Origin of the sequence: Paenibacillus lutrae (assembly GCF_009757775.1) — a bacterium.
GTDB lineage: Bacteria > Bacillota > Bacilli > Paenibacillales > NBRC-103111 > Paenibacillus_F > Paenibacillus_F lutrae.
Genome location: NZ_RHLK01000003.1, coordinates 13351 through 32474 on the forward strand (window position 1 = coordinate 13351; position 19124 = coordinate 32474).

Annotated in this window: 17 protein-coding genes; all 17 read right to left on the bottom strand. The window is 48.3% G+C overall.

The window, feature by feature from the left end:
- Positions 1-150: 150 nt before the first annotated feature.
- Positions 151-1404 carry a competence/damage-inducible protein A gene (locus EDM21_RS06030; RefSeq protein ID WP_157333907.1) on the bottom strand — a complete coding sequence of 418 codons (1254 nt, stop codon included), beginning with the start codon at positions 1402-1404 and terminating at the stop codon, positions 151-153.
- Positions 1405-1489: 85 nt separating this feature from the next.
- Positions 1490-2077: a CDP-diacylglycerol--glycerol-3-phosphate 3-phosphatidyltransferase gene (pgsA, locus tag EDM21_RS06035; RefSeq protein ID WP_157333908.1), complete on the bottom strand. Its 588-nt coding sequence runs from the start codon at positions 2075-2077 to the stop codon at positions 1490-1492.
- Positions 2074-3402, bottom strand: a complete 1329-nt coding sequence (rimO, locus tag EDM21_RS06040; protein ID WP_157333910.1) for a 30S ribosomal protein S12 methylthiotransferase RimO — start codon at positions 3400-3402, stop codon at positions 2074-2076. The genes pgsA and rimO overlap by 4 nt, the downstream gene beginning before the upstream one ends.
- Before the next feature lie 130 nt (positions 3403-3532).
- Positions 3533-4024, bottom strand: coding sequence for a YajQ family cyclic di-GMP-binding protein (locus EDM21_RS06045; protein ID WP_157333912.1), 492 nt, complete (start codon positions 4022-4024; stop codon positions 3533-3535).
- A gap of 50 nt (positions 4025-4074) precedes the next feature.
- Positions 4075-4932, bottom strand: a complete 858-nt coding sequence (locus EDM21_RS06050) for a helix-turn-helix domain-containing protein (RefSeq protein ID WP_157333914.1) — start codon at positions 4930-4932, stop codon at positions 4075-4077.
- A gap of 48 nt (positions 4933-4980) precedes the next feature.
- Positions 4981-5745: a DUF3388 domain-containing protein gene (locus EDM21_RS06055; RefSeq protein WP_068774689.1), complete on the bottom strand. Its 765-nt coding sequence runs from the start codon at positions 5743-5745 to the stop codon at positions 4981-4983.
- A gap of 268 nt (positions 5746-6013) precedes the next feature.
- Positions 6014-6265 carry a DUF3243 domain-containing protein gene (locus tag EDM21_RS06060; RefSeq protein ID WP_068774688.1) on the bottom strand — a complete coding sequence of 84 codons (252 nt, stop codon included), beginning with the start codon at positions 6263-6265 and terminating at the stop codon, positions 6014-6016.
- Positions 6266-6397: 132 nt separating this feature from the next.
- Positions 6398-7153 (bottom strand): elongation factor P 5-aminopentanone reductase, encoded by a 756-nt coding sequence (gene ymfI, locus EDM21_RS06065; RefSeq protein ID WP_157333916.1) that lies wholly within the window; start codon positions 7151-7153, stop codon positions 6398-6400.
- Positions 7150-8436, bottom strand: coding sequence for an EF-P 5-aminopentanol modification-associated protein YfmH (gene yfmH / locus EDM21_RS06070; protein WP_166541856.1), 1287 nt, complete (start codon positions 8434-8436; stop codon positions 7150-7152). Before yfmH ends, ymfI begins: the two co-directional genes overlap by 4 nt.
- Positions 8433-9719: an EF-P 5-aminopentanol modification-associated protein YfmF gene (gene yfmF, locus EDM21_RS06075; RefSeq protein ID WP_157333918.1), complete on the bottom strand. Its 1287-nt coding sequence runs from the start codon at positions 9717-9719 to the stop codon at positions 8433-8435. Before yfmF ends, yfmH begins: the two co-directional genes overlap by 4 nt.
- Before the next feature lie 140 nt (positions 9720-9859).
- Positions 9860-10639: a spore cortex-lytic enzyme gene (gene sleB / locus EDM21_RS06080; protein ID WP_157333920.1), complete on the bottom strand. Its 780-nt coding sequence runs from the start codon at positions 10637-10639 to the stop codon at positions 9860-9862.
- A gap of 128 nt (positions 10640-10767) precedes the next feature.
- Positions 10768-13350, bottom strand: coding sequence for a DNA translocase FtsK 4TM domain-containing protein (locus EDM21_RS06085; protein WP_166541858.1), 2583 nt, complete (start codon positions 13348-13350; stop codon positions 10768-10770).
- Between the two features lie 64 nt (positions 13351-13414).
- Positions 13415-13645, bottom strand: coding sequence for a YlzJ-like family protein (locus EDM21_RS06090; RefSeq protein WP_157333925.1), 231 nt, complete (start codon positions 13643-13645; stop codon positions 13415-13417).
- A complete protein-coding gene (locus EDM21_RS06095) occupies positions 13642-14457 on the bottom strand; it encodes a ClpP family protease (RefSeq protein WP_420850646.1) in 816 nt (271 codons plus the stop codon). Before EDM21_RS06095 ends, EDM21_RS06090 begins: the two co-directional genes overlap by 4 nt.
- A gap of 679 nt (positions 14458-15136) precedes the next feature.
- Positions 15137-16813, bottom strand: a complete 1677-nt coding sequence (locus tag EDM21_RS06100; protein WP_068774681.1) for a ribonuclease J — start codon at positions 16811-16813, stop codon at positions 15137-15139.
- Between the two features lie 176 nt (positions 16814-16989).
- Positions 16990-17856 (bottom strand): 4-hydroxy-tetrahydrodipicolinate synthase, encoded by an 867-nt coding sequence (gene dapA, locus EDM21_RS06105; RefSeq protein WP_166541859.1) that lies wholly within the window; start codon positions 17854-17856, stop codon positions 16990-16992.
- A gap of 21 nt (positions 17857-17877) precedes the next feature.
- On the bottom strand, positions 17878-19095 hold the full coding sequence (gene dapG, locus EDM21_RS06110) for an aspartate kinase (RefSeq protein ID WP_157333929.1): 1218 nt from the start codon (positions 19093-19095) through the stop codon (positions 17878-17880).
- Positions 19096-19124 lie beyond the last annotated feature (29 nt).

A 19124-nucleotide genomic window follows, 5' to 3' on the forward strand; every position in this document is an offset into this window, starting at 1 on the left:
GAACATACATTCGTTTATTTTGTGACACGCATTTATCCGGCCGCTAAAAAAATAAAAACCGCAGCAAAGATAAATTCTTCGCTACGGTTCTTCCGTTAACATACGCTCATTATACTGCACAGCCGGTTTGAATTCAACACTATTCTGCAATTAACCGTCTGATTTGACAAGTTTCCACAATTCATACAGCGCGCTCTTCGCGGCACGCAGCTTAATCGTCTCGCGCAGACCCGGCAGCTGCAATCGGCGTATATGAATATCGCCGTTCTTGCAGCCGACGCCGACATAGACGAGTCCGATCGGCTTCCCCTCAGACATCGTGGGCCCCGCTACACCGGTAACGGATACCGCATAATCGCAGTCCGTCTTCTCCAGTAAGCCGCGAACCATAGCTTCCGCGGTTTCAGGACTAACCGCCCCAGGCGCGTCTTCCCCTTCAAGGGTCTCTACCGGTACGTTCAGCATACTGTGCTTAAGCTCATTGGAATAGCTTACAACGCCTCCCAAGAAGACAGAAGAACGACCGGGCACGGAAGTGATCAGATCACTGAGAAGGCCGCCTGTACAGCTCTCGGCTGTCGTGAGTGTCTGATTGCGGGATTGCAGCGCGGCCAGCACCACCTCTTCGATAGGCACATCTTCCTGTGCGTAGATGTGTTCACCGACTCTGCTTCGGATCTCTTCCTCAATCTCAGCCATTTTGCGCCATGCCTCTTCTTCAGAATGCGCTTTGGTCGCTAAACGGATCGTCACTTCCCCTTCTTTGGCATAGGGGGCAATCGTAGGGTCCGTCTGTTTCTCTATCAGATCGAATAGTTTGTGCTCCAGCGTTGATTCCCCTATGCCTGCAAATTTAAGCATTTTAGAGTGGAGAGGAAGCTCGTCCGTCATAATACCGCTGAGCCAGTGCTTCGCATATCTTTCAAACATCGGCTTCATTTCCTTTGGAGGACCCGGGAGAAGCAAATAACGCGTTTCTTCATGAACAAGCCCTAATCCGATCGCGAGACCCGTGTCATTGGGAATCGGCTCCGCTCCTTCAATCATATTCGCTTGCCTGGAGTTGCTTTCCACCATATGCAGCCCCTGAGAATTAAAGAGTTCCTGGATTTTCACCATGGTAGCTTCATCCAGGTACAATTTCCTTCCCGTCATATCGGCAAGAACATCCTTAGTCAGATCGTCGAGCGTAGGGCCGAGACCGCCGGTCATAATAACAAGATCGGCCCGGTTACCCGCCTGCTCCAGCGCTTCACGAATACGTGCGGGATTGTCACCGACAACCGTCTGAAAATAAACATCAATGCCTAAAAGAGCGCATTCCTGCGCCAAATATTGTGCATTCGTATTCAAAATCTGTCCCAAAAGCAGTTCAGTGCCGACAGCAATAATTTCCGCCTTCATGAGCAATCCTCCTCCTCTGATTGTACAGCAGCGCTTATTCAATTCAACGCTTGTTAGCATTGGAGACGAAGAAAACACAGCAGCATCACTGTGTTTTTTCGGTAAAATCAATCACATGCTTATTTTTCACAAAATAGTCAATTCCAGAGTATACCGTAATAATAGCCGCAACCCATGTTGCGATTAAATCGAACGGTACGTCGATGAAAGCAAACGGGAAGTTATTGATCAGCAGGGCAATAATGGCCGTAATCTGGGCGGCTGTTTTAGCCTTCCCCCACTTACTCGCCATGATGACGGAGCCTTCCAACAAGGCAATTTGCCTGAGCCCTGTAACAGCCCATTCCCGGCTAATAATGACGATAACGATCCAAGCATCAACCTTGTCCATCTCAACCAGAGAAACGAGAACAGCCGTTACCAGAAGTTTGTCCGCAAGAGGATCAAGCAGCTTCCCTAGATTCGTTACCTGCTTGTTCTTACGGGCTATATACCCGTCCAGACTGTCTGTGCTCGCCGCGATGATAAAAATCAGCGCAGCAATAATCTGATTATACGTAATGGTAAACGACGAAATCTCAATGTGCGGAAACTGGACGTTAATCAGCATGAAAAACATGATGATCGGCACTAAGAATATACGTGCCAGTGTTATTTTGTTGGCCAGATTCAAGCGATAACCTCCCCTGATAAATCGAATTCCAGGGAGTGGGTGACACGAACTTTAACCACCCCTCCGATCGGAACGTTGCGTCCGGAAACGAACACCTCTCCGTCAATCTCCGGGGCATCGTACTGGGAACGCCCGATATAGATATCGTTGCGCCCGTCATATCGTTCGATCAGTACGTCCACGTTCTCGCCGAGACGGCGCCCTCCGCGCAAATTAGAAATTTCACGTTGAATTTCCATAAGCGTAGCGGCCCGGAATTCTTTGACTTCGTCCGGCACCTGATCAGGCAGCCGTGAAGCCGGTGTATCTTCTTCCATGGAATATGTAAACACACCTAAACGGTCGAATTGCATGTCCTTCACAAAGGCAACCAGGTGTTCAAAATCTTCTTCACTTTCTCCGGGAAACCCGACGATAAGTGAAGTCCGCAGGGCCGCACCGGGCATTCTGCCGCGTATTTTATGAATAAGCTCCCGGGCATCCTTTTCTCTACCGGGGCGCCTCATACGCTTCAAAATGGAATCGGAGCTGTGCTGCAGAGGCATATCTATGTACTCGCAAATCTTTGGATTAGAAGCAATCGTATCGATTAATTCATCCGTAAAAAATCCGGGATAAGCATAATGGAGACGGACCCATTCTATTCCTTCCACTTCACTGACACGATTAAGGAGTTCCGGAAGCATGAATTTGTCATACAGATCCGTTCCATAGTTCGTCGAATCCTGGGCGATCAGACTGATCTCCTTGACGCCCTGTGCAGCAAGCTGACGTGTCTCTGCAAGAATCGAATCGACAGATCGGCTGCGGAATTTCCCCCGCATAATCGGAATCGAACAGAAGGTACAGGCATTATCGCATCCTTCTGCAATTTTGACATAGGCGGTATAACGTGGAGTCGACACTTTACGCGGAAGAGCCTGCTCATAATTAAAGACAGGGTTACCTACATAGACCGGTTTCTTCCCTCTAAGCGCTTCATCTACGATGGTATTGATATTGTGAAAATCCCCAGTGCCCACAATCCCGTCTATCTCTGGCATTTCCAGCATCAGTTCTTCTTTGTAGCGCTGCGTCAGACAGCCCGATACGATCAGCGCTTTCAGATTCCCTGTTCTTTTAAGATCAGCCATATCCAGAATTGTATTCACGGATTCTTCTTTTGCCGCATCGATAAATCCACACGTGTTCACAATGATTATCGTAGCTTCTTCGTTAGTCTCCACCAGGTTGTAGCCACGCTGATCAATCAAGCCGGACATAATCTCCGAATCGACCAAATTCTTCTCACAGCCAAGCGTTACTACCCTAACCTTCTCCGTCATTCCGAAACCTCCAAACGTCATAGCGAAGCTATCCTAGACAAGTATAATACATGCGGATTCGGAGTGTCAAAACAACGAAACCCCCAGCATAACCCCTGCTAGACAAGGATCACCTGGGGGTTTCTTCGCTTTACCGGAAATTATCGAACTGTAGGTCGATTGCCAAATCTGCTCCTTTAAGCATCTGCATGACTTTCTGCAAATCGTCCTTACTTTTGCCTGTTACCCGTATAGAGTCGCCTTGAATCTGGCTTTTAACTTTGAGCTTGGAATCACGGATCATGATGTTAATTTTTTTTGCAATGTCTCCTTCGATTCCCTGCTTGAGCTTAACCCTTTGACGGACTGCCCCTAAGGAAGCGGGCTCGATTTTGCCGTATTCCAGGTTCTTGAGGGCAATGCCCCGCTTAGCCATTTTGCCATGAAGAATATCTATTACGTTCTGAAGTTTGAAATCATCGTCGGAAAGCAGCACTAATTCGTCTTTCTCTAAAGTGATTTCACTTTTACTGTTCTTAAAGTCAAAGCGGGTCTCGATCTCCCGTCTGGCCTGCGAAATAGCGTTGTTCAGTTCCGGCATATCTAATTTCGATACAATATCAAATGAACTCTCTGAACTCATAACTCCCGTCCTTCCCTTACATGTAAAATTTATGAAATAACGTGAATCGTTTATTGTAAATTGATTTTGATGTTTTTAGGATTAGACGTATCCCCTACGGTCAATTCTTGGCCGTTTACGGTGATTTTGGCCGCCATGGCAGAACCGACACGAATTTGAGCCGAGGATGTCAAAGAGAACGTTGCATTTGCGCCCTGCTTAAGGGTGTCCTGTTTTTCCATTTTCTTGGCTCCGTTAACAATAGAGTCTACCCTGTACCAGCACTGGGCACCGGAAGCCGTGACGACAATATCCAGTTTCCCGCCTGTCGCAGTGTACGTATCCAGCGATTTCTCGCTACTGACAAGCGTCAGGGATGTCGCCGGTGTCGGAGTAGGCGTTGGCGTTGGCGTAACCGTTGGTGTCGGAGACGCAGAAGCTGTCGGCGTTCCTGCATTCGGGGCTGCGGTCGCGTTAGGATCCGCTTTATCCGTTACACGGACCGGATCGCTTATACTTCCTTCATTCGGTCCTTTATTGTTCACGACGACGAAATAATAGACGATCGCCCCAATCAATACGACAAAAGATATGACCATGACAGTGGAAGCCCAGCGGCTCAATCTGTCCGTATTTCTGGCAGACGAGCTGCGCCTCGGTGTACGGATGGTTTCGACGGCCGGCTCTGGAGGAGCCGCGGGTATCGTTCCCTGGTACATGTTCAGCACCTCGTTCGGATCGAGACCTACCGCTTCAGCGTAACTTTTAATAAACGCTCTTACATAAAAACTGCCGGGTAATACTTTATAATTGCCCTCTTCGATTGCTTCAAGATATCGGGTTCTAATCTTGGTAATCTCCTGCAAATCGTCGAGTGACATCTTCTTCTCTAATCGGGCCTGTTTCAATCTTTGACCGAGTTCCGACATGTTCTCACCTCCACAAATTCAGCGTCTTTTCAGTAGACGAATGAAACCTTAAAAGGGTTCCGTATTATAAGTAAAACTGTCATAATTGATTTCTTCATCCGGATTGTTTCTGAGCTCAATAATATAGTTGAAATCGTTGTACGTGTAATGAGACTCTTTGATAAAGATATCGGGATGTTCAATAACTTTGGTAGATGGCATCGCCATAATTTCCTGCAGCAAGGCAAAATGTTTCTCGTTAGAGCGGATGGTAGATACGATCCCGTCGATAATAAATACGTTATTATTCGACATTTCATCTTCGGACATCTGGCTTCTTACAGTCTGTCTTAATAAAGTGGAGGAGACAAAAGACCAGCGTTTATTGGAGCAGACGCTCCCCGCAATAATGGACTCTGTTTTGCCGACACGAGGCATTCCCCGCAGACCGATCACCTGGTTGCCTTCACGTTTAAATACTTCTCCGAGAAAATCAACAAGTAAACCGAGTTCATCTCGGGTAAACCGGAAAGTCTTACGGTCATCTGAATCCCTTTCGATATATCTTCCATGCCTGACGGCAAGAATATCAACTAATTTGGGAGTGCGGAAAGCGGTTATTGTGATATTATCCACTTTTTTCAACATTTTACCCATTAATTCAATTTTCTCATCATCATTCGTTTGCAGAAGCATGCCCCGTGTCCGGTCTTCAACACCGTTAATCGTGACAATGTTAATATCGAGCATACCCATCAGTGAAGCGATATCCCCCAGCAGACCCGGGCGGTTCTTATGTATTCGGTATTCCATGTACCATTCTTTGACTTCCAACAACAAACACCTCTTTATGGTACGATTTTAACATTCCGAGATAATAATTCTACAACGTTTGACAAAGTCCTGCCACTTTATTTGTAAGAACAGCTTTTTTACCCATCCAAATTGTACCTGAAGGGTTGAACAGGTTTCTATACCCCCCTGGCTCCTTCTTGAATCAATCCAGCTCTTTGCGAGAATACGTCCGACTTAATATCCGGGTATCGCAAGGCATGGAAAAGCCCCGCATCAAAGGGGGCTTTTTTATGTCCATTCATCTATTCTACTCTTTATTGACCAGTTTGACCATTAAACGCGCCATAACTTTGCGCTCACTTTCATCGCCTGCATCCCAGAGCTCTTTGAGCACGCGCTCCTCGCCGTTCTCCGGATCTACTTTATCTGCAAGAAACTCACCGATCTGGTAAGCAAGCTTGGAGATTTTCTCATCATCCAGACCGACTTTCTCAGCCTGATCCACACGCTGTGCAAGGAACTCTTTCCACTTATCGAATACGGTCAGTACAGTAGACATGGGCTTACCTCCTTTAGTTGATCAAGACGTGCATCTGTAATATCTGCATCCTGACAATCAAATATTCGGAAGGTACGCCCGCCGGCTTAGGGAAATCAGGGAAATAGGATTTTTTAAAAAGCCGAAATCAGCTCAGGTAAGCCAGCCGCCATTGGGACTGATGATCTGGCCGTTGATGTAACCTGACTCGGGCAGAGCCAGGAAGTACACGAGCGATGCGATTTCATCAGGGACCGCAAAGCGTCCTGCAGGAATTTCGCTTGCGATCGCTTCTTTGTCAGCTGCATCGAAGCCTGACATCATATCCGTATCCACGGCGCCGGGCGCAACCGCATTAACCGTTATGCCCGATGGGGCCAGCTCTTTGGCCAGCGCTTTTGTAAAGGAATTAACTCCGCCTTTGGCGGTGGAATATAGTACTTCGCAGGATGCCCCGGAAATTCCCCATATGGAAGAGACGTTAATGATCCGGCCATATTTCTGCCGGACCATCCGCTCCATAAACACCTGGCTGCACAGGAATGTGCCTTTCAGGTTCACCGCCATCACTTCTTCCCAATCCTCATCCGTAACGTCCGATAAGAGGCCGTAGTGGGATATTCCTGCATTATTGACAAGCACATCGGGCATGAAGCCCCGCGCCTCTAATTTATCGCGCATAGCTTCGATTTGTTCCCGGGATTTCAGGTCCGCACTCACTGTCATCACCTTAGCCCCGTGATTCATACAGCGGCGGGCTACCTCATTGGCTGACTCATGGGAATGCAAGTAATGAATGACCACGTTCAATCCAAGTGTAGCGAACCGCTGGGCAATCGCGGCTCCGATGCCGCGACTGCCTCCCGTAACCAATACAGTCTGCCGGGTGAACGGCCTTACCGCACTCAAGTCTCCCCGCTTCGGACGATCGATACGGCGAAGCGGCTCCAATCCAAATGTTCGCGCAGCCGCTGCTCCGCTTCTTCTTTCGTTATGGATTCATACGTCTGAAGGATATTGAACATATCCGCACCTTTGAACAAATAACGGGTAAACTCGTTCGTAATGGCTTCAGGCGAATTGAGCATGCGGAGGAATCCGCCTATTTTCTTGCGGCGGCTTCTTTCGAACGACTCCTCGTTCAATCCTTCTTCCTTGACCCGGTTCATCTCTTCCTTGAACCGCGCCAGAAGCAAATCCGGATCTTTCGTATCGCCGCCCATTGCGGAGAAAGCATATTCAGGCGATGAGTTATACTCATGACTGAAGCTGTCCGATATCAAGCCTTCGTTATACAGTTGCTGATAGATCGGTGAGCTCGCACCCAGAACCACTTCCAGGACCAGCTTCGTGGTCAGCTCTCGTCTGAGGATCGCTTGCCCTTCCTCATTCAACGCCTTTTCTTTAAACCCGAATAAGCACTTAGGCAAAGAAACAGGCAGCAGTGTCTCTTTCCGTTCTTGGAAAACGGCTTCCGGTTCATTCTCAAAATAGCGGTGAATTTCACCCTGCGGCTCAAATGTTTTGGACGCTTGGTTTTTCTTAATATGCTCGATTACTTCCTCGGCCTTAACTCCCCCTGCTATGAACACGGTCATATTGCTGGGGTGGTAGAACGTATGGTAGCAATCATACAAGGTATCCTTCGTGATTTGAGAGATGGATTCGATTGTCCCCGCAATATCTATCCGGACCGGATGCTTGCTGTACAAAGCTTCGATCAGCCCGTAATAGGCCCGCCAATCCGGATTGTCGCGGTACATATTGATTTCCTGGCCGATAATCCCTTTTTCCTTTTCTACATTCTCCTCTGTAAAATAAGGGTTCTGAACAAAATCGATCAAGGTCGTTATGTTCTCATAAATGCTCTCCGTTGCGGAGAAAAGGTACACGGTTCTCTCAAAGCTGGTAAAAGCGTTCGCCGAAGCTCCGCGTGAAGCAAAGGTGGCAAAAATATCACCCGTGGGCTCTTCAAACATTTTGTGCTCCAGGAAATGTGCAATTCCGTCCGGCACCCGTATTTCGGGACCGCCTTCCACTTGAAAATGATTGTCAATCGAACCGTAGCGAGTTGAAAATGTGGCATAGGTTTTTTGAAATCCTTCTTTGGGCAGGACGTACACGTGAAGACCGTTCGGAAGCTTCTCTTCATAAATGGTTTCGTTTAAATGGGGATAGGGAATGATGTTCACTTCGCTTCCTCCTTTTCATCCCGCAGAAAATAAATGGTGTCCAGGAAGACCCCTTCAGCTGCCTGCTGAATCTCCGAAATATTTACACGGTTAATTTCATCAATTAAACCTTGAACCGAACGCTCGCGTCCGGAAAGTACTGCGTTGAAGTCAAAAGCAATCTGCTCGAATGCAGAGTCATCAATTTCCCGGAGTTGATTTGAGATCATTGCGCGAGTCTGGCTAAGCTCGATATCGCTAATAACTCCCGCTTTCATGTCTTCCAGTTGTTTGCGGATAATAGTGACGGCCTGCTCGTAATTCTGAACTTCAATCCCTGATTGAATCGTTAAAATACCTTTGTGCCCATCGAGCCGGGATGACGCGTAGTACGCAAGACTCGCCCTTTCGCGCACATTAAGAAACAGTTTAGAATGCGGGTAACCGCCGAGTATACCGTTATACATAAGTGCTGCAGCATAGGCGTCATCCCCGTAGGTTATTGACGTGCGAAGACCCATATTCAGCTTACCCTGACTGACGGGGAGCTTCTCCACGACAACATTCGTGTCGCCGCTTCTTCTGACAGGTGTGCTGCGGCGGTAGCTCGGATTGGTTTCCCTGTCCAGCCGGAAAGAGTTCTTGACCATCGCTTCCACTTTAGCAAGCGTTGTATTGCCTACGACATACAGATCAATAGGGGCTTCGGCAAGCCAGTTCTGGAAGTGAGTATACAGAGATTCGGGCGAGATACCTGCTATCTCGTCTAACTGTCCTAACGGATGCAGCCTGTACGGTTCATCCTTGCACATTTCGGCGATACACCGCTCAGCAGCATAACGAATTTTATCATTCACGATCGATTCAATTCTTTTGCGAAGCGTCTCCTTCTCAGCATCGACATATTTAGGGAGCAGTGCATCTCCCTCCGTAACGGGCTTCGTTATAACTTCACCGAGAAAATGAAGTGCCTGCTCTAGAAGCGGCTCATCCGAGGATACGAACCGGTCATTAATGATGTCCATACGAAATTGGACGATCTGGTAATCGCCCCTCTTGTAAATATCAAAACCGAAACCAGCCCCATACAGATCATCCAGACGTTCCCGGAATTGCCTGGTGTCCGGATAACGATCGGTTCCCCGTCGTAGTACAAATGGAACCAGCGCAGTCGGCGTCACCTCTTCTTCGGAAAGCGGCCGGCCTATGTAAGCAGAAATCGCAAATGTTTTATATCGGTCTGTCGGCAGCACATGTAGACGTATCTGATTAAGGGTACTGCGCTCAAATTGTGGTTTTTTCAATGCTGGCATTCTCCCTTCACAACCTTCGATGGTCTACCTTATTCAGGCAACCATCCGGCTATAACCATTATATTGCCGGGTAAACAGAAGAAGCAACCCAACGGTCACTTCTCCTATCGTTCTATTCGATTTCACAGCTTTTATTTACAGAAAATATGTTTGCCGATTGTTTTCACTTGCGGTCTTGTCCAAATCCATTTGGATGTCGCCGTTTCCGGATTAAAGTAATATTCACAGCCGCCGGTAGGGTCCATACCATTAATCGCGTCTCTGACTGCTTTACGTGCCGTTTCATTTGGTTTGAGCCAGATCTGGCCGTCATCCACAGCTGTAAAAGCACCCGGCTGGAAAATAACGCCCGAAACGGTATTAGGGAAGCTCGCGGAGTCTACCCGGTTTAAAATAACCGCCGCTACGGCAATTTGGCCGATGTAAGGCTCACCACGGGCTTCGCCGTATACGGCATTTGCCATCAAGTCCAGGTCTGCTTTTGAGTATCCTTTGTGACTGGTTGGAGTCAAATTGGAATTGGATGAAGCTGCGCCCTGCCCACCGGACTCAGGTTTGACCTTATTTGCTTGGCCAGTTTCTGGTGCAGTTGGTTTCCAGCTTTTCGTAGCTTCCCACAGTTTCAGCTTCGTTTTGGGTCCGACATGCCCGTCGACCTTTAATCCAAAATCACCTTGGAACCACTTCACTGAGCGAAGCGTCCTCCAGCCGTAATCTCCATCAACTTTCCCCGTATAGAATCCGAGAAACTTAAGGCGCCCTTGCAGTTCATACACGTCGGAGCCCTTAGCTCCGTATTTGATGTTGTTCTTGCTGAACGTCGCCTCGGACGTTACATGCTGTTTAACCTGAAAACCTGCAAACAAGGTAAGCATCACGCATACGGTAATCAAGATCAATCGCTTATTCATGCTCCATAATCAACCTTTCTCTCATGATGACTGACTGTTAGTGATTATTATGAGAAAGGAGGAAACGTTCTATACACAGAAGAAAGCTCTGCCTGTGATCAGGCAGAGCTTTCCAATTCGCTTAGTGGTCAGGAAGATATCCGGTTGTGCTGGTGTTGTTCTTGGGATATCAGAACCTCGCGCGGCTTGCTTCCTTCGTGAGGACCGACGATACCATTAGATTCCATGGAATCGATGAGCCTTCCCGCTCGGGCGTAACCGATCCTCATACGACGCTGTAGCAGAGAAGCCGATGCCTGCTTCGCATCAATGACAATTTGAACGGCCTGCTCATACAATTCGTCACCGAATTCATCCTGGGATTCCGGCTGCTCTTCGATCTGAGGGACCATTTCTTCCGAATAATTCGCTTCCTGCTGCGTTCTTACGAAGTTAACAACTGTCTCCACCTCTTGGTCGGACAGAAAAGCTCCCTGCACACGAACCGGCTTGGAAGCCCCTACAGGCAAGTACAGCATATCCCCACGGCCCAGCAGCTTCTCCGCTCCCACCATATCGAGAATAGTACGGGAATCAACCTGCGAGGAGACTCCAAACGCAATACGCGATGGAATGTTCGCCTTGATAACACCTGTAATGACGTCGACAGACGGCCGCTGCGTTGCAATAATCAAGTGAATTCCCGCCGCCCTGGCCATCTGGGCTAACCGGCATATGGCATCTTCCACATCATTGGCGGCAACCATCATAAGATCGGCTAACTCATCTACAATGACGACAATGTAAGGAAGAGGAGCCTCAGTGCCATGCTCTATGAGCATGGCGTTATACCCTTCTATATTCCGTGTCCCGCTTTTGGAAAACAACTCATACCGTTTTTCCATTTCGACCACGACCTTCTTGAGTGCAAGCGAAGCTCTGCGCGGGTCCGTGACAACGGGAGCCATCAAATGGGGAATACCATTGTAGACGTTAAGCTCAACCATTTTGGGATCTACCATCAGAAATTTCACTTCGTTCGGTTTGGCCTTGTACAGAATACTTGTGATGATGCCGTTAATACATACCGATTTACCGGAACCGGTTGCTCCGGCTACCAGCAAGTGAGGCATTTTGGCGAGATTGCCGACTATCGGTTGTCCGGAGATATCTCGGCCGAGAGTAACGGATAACCGGGAACTTGCCTCCTGAAAAGCCGAAGTCTCCATCACTTCCCGCATCGTTACGACGGACACTTCGGAGTTAGGCACTTCAATCCCTATCGCGGATTTACCCGGGATCGGCGCCTCCATCCTTATATCTTTTGCGGCCAGAGCAAGCGCAATATCATCTGTCAGGCTGACGATGCGGCTGACCTTCACACCTACATCCGGCTGGATCTCATATCGGGTAACAGCAGGACCGCGCACAACTTCCAGCACTTTGGCCCTCACACCGAAGCTTTCGAGTGTAGCTTCCAGCTTGCGGGCATTCGATTTATAATCGGCCATCTCGGACCCTTTGCCTGCAATAGGCTTGGACAAAAGCGTTAAAGACGGCAAGTCGTACGGAGGCAGGACAGGCGGTGCGGTGCTCGCTCCGACATTTAAGTCCAGCGGCTCCTCAAGCCCTTCTTCAATAGAGGCAGCCTTATTGCCACCTGCCGCTGAAGGAGCGGCTGCAGCACCCGCCGCCGCGGGCACAGCAGAAGAAGCGGATGGAATCACCTTTTCTTCTCGCTGTACCTGCTCCTGGAAATCGCGAAACACCGTTGAAAATTCCCTGTCTTGCGGAATTGAGGTATCCTCATTTTTATCCATGCCTGCATCTGGCTTGTAGAGCACCTGATCGGCAGATTGCGGTGACGCAGCCGCACCGTTTACAGGAATGTCTTGATCATCTTCGTATCCGTACTCTTCCGTTTCCTCCTTAGGTTGCTTGAGAAGCTGAAGGAACCTCGGTTTCTTGCGTTTGGATTCGGGACGATACGTTTCTTCATCAAACTCATCATCGTACGGAATCTCCGCTTCCCTGCTGACTTTCCCCTTACTTTTGGAAACGGAAGCAGAAACCGATCTGCTGTTTTCTCTGGCAGCCGCTTTATGCTCTTTCTGCCAAACTTCCAGCTTTTTACCCAGCAACGTAAAAAAACGTTTGAAACGCGCCCGTACTTTTTGCACGAAATCGACATAAGACAAATTTGTAATAAGAATCAATCCAATTGCAAACAATGCGATTTGTACGAGACTTGCGCCCACCTCATCAAATAAGAAGTAGAGCAGGCTGTAAATCACCGCACCGATCATGCCGCCGCCGACATCGTTTACGAGTATGTTCCCGCCCGCCGGCTGCAAACCCTGCTTAAGAGCTTCCCAAGTCAGAGTAAGTACAGATGAGGCTGTATAGTCTTTATTAGGAAACAGCTGCGAGAATAGACGGATATGATTCATGACAAGAAGACCCGCGACAATTAACAACACCCCTGTTTTGCGGGTTGTCCATCGTGAGGGCCAGGAACGCTTTACCATAACATGAAGGGCTATGTATATACAGATCAGCGGGATCAGAAAATCCCACGTACCGATGAAAAAGCGGCAGACATAATGAAAAGCTCGTCCTACATGACCTTCCCGTGCCAGTGCAATCACCGAGAAAATCAGAATCAAAATACCATATAGCTCGTACATCAAATTCGCTTTAATCGTCTTACTTTTTTTACGGCGTTTTGCCACTCTATTCCACCTCCGATATGTCATTATACCATAGTTTCGGGAGGCGGAATACGGGCGGCAGTTCCTAGACGAAAGGGAAAGCAGGCTTACTCTCCAGTACAATTCCGGGTGCCAGGCCCGGGTTCAGGTAATGGCTGGGATCGGGGCTGTAAAGGCGGATAATGCGAACACGGCCTTCCTCCACCGGCTCCACCTGCATAAGCACGCCCCCTACTTCAATATCGCGAAAAGCGGGCTTGTTATCCTCCCACCCTTCATATACCAGTTCTTCCGGCAATATCGAATAATGCGTCATGCCTTTGAACCTCCTTGGGAAGACTTACGCTCTTCAATACGGCGGTTTAACTCGGCAATAGCCTGTCCGATTCCGCCGACCTCATCAATCAAGCCATACTTTACAGCATCGGAACCGATTACGGTTGTTCCTATATCTCTTGTGAGTTCCCCAGTTTTAAACATCAGTTCTTTAAACTGCTCTTCCGATATTCGCGAATGCTTGATAACGAAGCGAGTCACACGTTCCTGCATCTTCTCCAAATATTCGAACGTTTGCAGGACGCCGATGACAAGCCCGGTCAGACGTATCGGGTGAATCGTCATGGTTGCCGTTTCCGCAATAAAGGATTTATTGGAGCTGACCGCAATCGGCACCCCTATACTGTGGCCCCCGCCAAGTACAAGTGTTACAGTCGGCTTAGATATCGTCGCAAGCATTTCTGCAATAGCCAGTCCCGCTTCCACATCCCCGCCGACCGTATTTAAAATAACAAGAATGCCTTCGATTTTGGGATTCTGCTCCGCGGCAACCAGCTGCGGGATCAAATGCTCATACTTGGTCGTTTTATTCTGCGGAGGAAGCACAATATGACCTTCAACCTGCCCGATAATCGTCATGCAGAAAATATTAGACTCACCGGCAGGGGTACTCGTTTGTCCAAGCTGCTGTATGGTCTCCACAACTGCAAGCTTTTTTTGCTCTTCCGTGATTTGATCTTCCGATTTGGGAGGAGGTTCAGCATTCGAAAACGACTCCCGCTGATAAGGAAGCGATTCATTCGAAGTACGATTGGCAGCCGTAGCCGCATAAGAAGATCCGCTTTGATTCATAGGTTCATGAGTACTTAAGTTAGGTGCGTACCCCAAACCCATGTAGGCATGCTCCTCTTCGGCAAAATTCTGAGCTTGAGTATTACCATTAACAGCATGATTCCGCTGGCTAATCAAGCTCCCGCCACCATTCCCATTCGGCATTGACCTGTTTACGGCATTGCCCGGGATTAATGAATTAGGAGAAAAACCCGCATGGCCTCCGGGATTATTTCGTGGATCGTACGTTAAGTTATCGGTTGAACCGTAATCCTGACTCCGCCCTTCATTACCTGAAACGGGATTTGAGTGATAAATTGTCCCGCTCGAGTAAGAAGCTGGATTTGTGTTGTTCATCCCGTTCACCAAGCTTCCCGTATTGGCTCTATAAGCTTGGCTGCCGTTTGAATACGGATCGGAATGAAGCGAATTTTGCACCTGATTCCTGTCTATCCTGTTTGGGTTGCTTCCTTGTCTTTCCCCTCGGTAACCTGCTGAATAAGGCTGACCGTCACGCTGATTTTCATATCCCATGCCCATTCCTCCTAGTCGTAATCCATCCTAGTGTAGGCTTTAGAAGCACCAATTTATTCATTTTTTTAAACCCATTTCGTTTTACCGGGGAAAAACATTAAAAAAGCCCTCTCCAATTAAGGAGAGAGCTTGTTGGGTTTTGGGTTAAGTGACTAGCTTTGAGAGACTAGACTTCCATAATGATTGGAAGAATCATTGGTCTTCTTCTGGTTTGTTCATATAAAAATCGTCCAAGTGCGTCCTTCACATGTGTTTTCAGTGAAGCCCATTCATTTACGTTATCATTCATTAATTTGTTAAGCGTACTTGTCACAATACGGTTCGCTTCATCGAGTAAACCTTCGGATTCGCGGACGTATACAAATCCGCGGGAAATAATGTCCGGACCGGATAGAATGGTTCCATCCTGCTTGCTGAGTGTTACCACGACGACCAGAATGCCGTCCTGGGAAAGCAGTTTACGATCACGCAGAACGATGTTTCCTACATCACCAACACCAAGTCCGTCGATCAGAATGTTACCTGCTTGTACTCTCGCTCCCTTGCGAGCCACTCCGCCTTGAATTTCAACAGTGTCTCCATTGTCCAAGATAAAGATATCTTCTTGTGCAACGCCGACCGATTCGGCTAGCTGTCCGTGTAGACGAAGCATACGGTACTCACCGTGAATCGGAATAAAGTATTTAGGCTTCATCAGGTTGAGCATCAATTTCAGTTCTTCCTGACTACCGTGTCCGGATACGTGAACACCCGTTTTGGAACCTGGTCCGTAGATGACATCGGCTCCAAGGCGGAACAGTTCATCTACCGTGCGACCTACATAACGCTCATTGCCTGGAATAGGAGTGGCCGCAATAATTACTGTATCACCGGGCAGAATATCTACTTTGCGGTGAGTCGAGCGGGCCATGCGGGTTAGAGCAGACATCGGCTCTCCCTGGCTTCCCGTACAAAGAACAACTACGCGGTCGGCAGCCATGCGATTTACTTCCTCGGGCTCTATCAGCATTCCGTCCGGAACTCGCAGGTATCCAAGCTCTGATGCGATGGAAACCACATTAACCATACTACGGCCAATTACCGTTACTTTACGGCGAGTCGCTTCAGCCGCGTCAATAACCTGCTGAACACGGTGAATGTTAGATGCGAAAGTCGCAATAACGACACGCTGCTTCGCTTTACGGAATACTTCCTCGATGGTAACGCCTACGCTTTTCTCAGAGCCGGTAAACCCTGGTTTCTCGGCATTCGTACTGTCGGAAAGAAGGGCAAGTACGCCTTTCTGACCGATTTCGGCCATCCGGTGCAGATCAGCATACTGATCATTAACCGGTGTCTGGTCGAATTTAAAGTCTCCGGTGTGCACTACGACGCCTTCGGGAGTTTCAAGTGCAATCCCTACGGAATCCGGAATACTGTGGTTGGTTCTAAAGAATGTAGCTGTAATCGTTCCCAAATTAAGCTCTGAGTCCGCATTGATCAAAATCCGCTTGGTTTCCCCGAGCAAATTGGCTTCCCTCAGCTTATTCTCCACTAGTCCAAGTGTCAGCTTAGTGCCATATACCGGCACATTCAGATGTCTCAGTACGTAAGGGAGTCCGCCGATATGGTCTTCATGACCATGGGTTAACAAAATGCCGCGAACTTTGTCTTTGTTTTCCAACAGATAATTGATATCCGGGATCACAATGTCGATTCCTAGCATATCTTCCTCTGGGAACTTCAAACCGCTATCGACCACCACAATATCATTCGCATACTGCACCACATACATATTTTTACCGATTTCACCCACGCCGCCGAGGGCAAAAATCAGAACTTTATCGTTATTTTTCTTAGACAACAAACTTACCTCCTCGAGTTGTTTTGACGACGATTTTTATAATGAAACCGAACCAGTCACTTGCCACCATTATACAGGAAAGAACTACCCGATTACAAGTTCGCTCGTATGTGAAATGTATTGTCTCCCAAAATAATAAAACCGATGCCCCATGGCACCGGTTTTTTATGGCTATATTACTTGATAAGGGAGGCGACAAAATTCTCGTCTTCTTCATTCAAATGTACCAGCGGCAAACGCACTCCGCCTGCGTCAAAACCTTTTAATTTAAGCGCATACTTAACTGGAGCTGGACTTGGGGCACAGAACATGCCCGTCAGTACTGGAAGCAGTTCAGCGTTGATTTCCGCTGCTCGTTTGATATTACCCGAGGTGTATGCTGCAATCAGTTCCTGCATTTCCTTGCCGATGACATGGCTGGCTACGCTAATAATCCCGTGGCAGCCTACAGCAACCGCAGGCAGTGTCATACTGTCCTCACCGCTGTATACCGTAAAACCCTCTGCCGCTCCAAACACAATTCGGGACAATTGATTCGTGTCCGAACAGTCTTTGGTCGCGACAATATTCGGAATCCGGGACAAACGGATTGTCGTATCCGCATCAATATTAACACCGGTACGTCCTGGAACGTTGTACAGGATAACCGGTAACTCCACCGCTTCAGCGACCGTCTTGAAATGCTGATACAAGCCTTCCTGAGTGGGCCTGTTATAGTAAGGAGCGACGAGCAATAGGGCATCAATTCCGCCCTGTTTGACCACTTCTTTAGAAAACTCTATGGTATGAGCTGTGCTGTTGCTTCCTGTACCCGCAATGATTCTACATCGCCCTTGGGCATGTTTAGCGACTGCGGCAATCAGCTTCAGCTTCTCGTCTTCCGTAAGCGTAGGCGATTCGCCCGTTGTTCCGCATACAACTATTCCGTCACTTTTCTGCTCATTAATAAGATAGTCGACCAGCGGTTCCACACGAGTCCAATCTATTTCAAGTTGATCATTAAATGGAGTTACCATCGCTGTAATTACTCTGCCGAAATCCACAACTTCCGCCCCCTACATTGACTACTTATGCAAATTAAAAGAATTGTGCAGTGCCCGTACAGCGCCAACCATGTCTTCTCCATGAACGAGAATCCATATGGTGGTATTCGAATCAGCCGATTGCAGGATACGAATGTTCTGCTGCGTAAGCGACTCTACGATCCGTGCCATAACTCCCGGCACACCGTTCATTCCGCCGCCAATCACAGAGACTTTAGCGCATCCACTCAGTAAAGTGGGTTTAAAACCTAAACCGCGAAGGAGCTCGAGCGCCCTATCCGCAACATGATCAAATACGGTATAAACCACTCCCGAAGGATTAACATTAATAAAATCCACACTAATGGAGTGCTGAGCCATGGTTTTGAAGACTTGCAGCTGCAAATCATACTGGCCTTCGACTGCCGGCACCTGAATTTGTGTAATTAGTCCGAAATGCGCAATTCCTGTCACATGACGGTCTTCCACTTTCTTCTCAGATGCATACAAAGATTCCGGATTCGTAACCAGCGTTCCTTCTTCTTTGGAAAAAGTCGAACGTACCCGGATCGGTACATTAGCCTGCATGGCAACTTCCACTGCCCGCGGGTGAATCACTTTGGCCCCATTATGAGCCATATTGCAAATTTCAATATAACTGACGCGCGACAATGGCTTGGCGTCTTCTACAATCCGCGGATCCGCCGTCAGAATACCATTGACATCGGTAAAAATATCGACGACTTCCGCTTTAAGGGCCGCACCAAGTGCAGTAGCGGACGTGTCGCTGCCGCCTCTGCCAAGCGTCGTAAATTCATGATCAGCTGTCTGCCCCTGGAAGCCTGCGACAATTACGACCTCACTGCGTTCCAGGTGCTCTACAATACGTTTGGGCTGTACCGAAACGATCTGGGCATTCCCATATGCGGCATTGGTCTCTATCCCCGCCTGCCCTCCGGTAAGTACAACGGAAGAAATGCCCGCAGCTTGAAGCATGCTGCACAAATTGGCTGCGGAGATCCATTCTCCGCAGCACATCAGCAAGTCTTTTTCCCTTGCGGGAAGTGTATCTCCATTCTGCCGGATTAATCCGAGCAGAGTGTCAGTCGCATAAGGCTCGCCCTGCCGGCCCATTGCTGAAACAACGACAACCAACCGGCAATCTTCATTACGAGCATCTTGAATATGTGCCAACACATGCTGCCTTGCTTCAGGTGTGGACAGGGAAGTTCCACCAAATTTTTGAACACGAATACGCATGTCCTTCCCCCGTTCCTATTCGCTTTGTC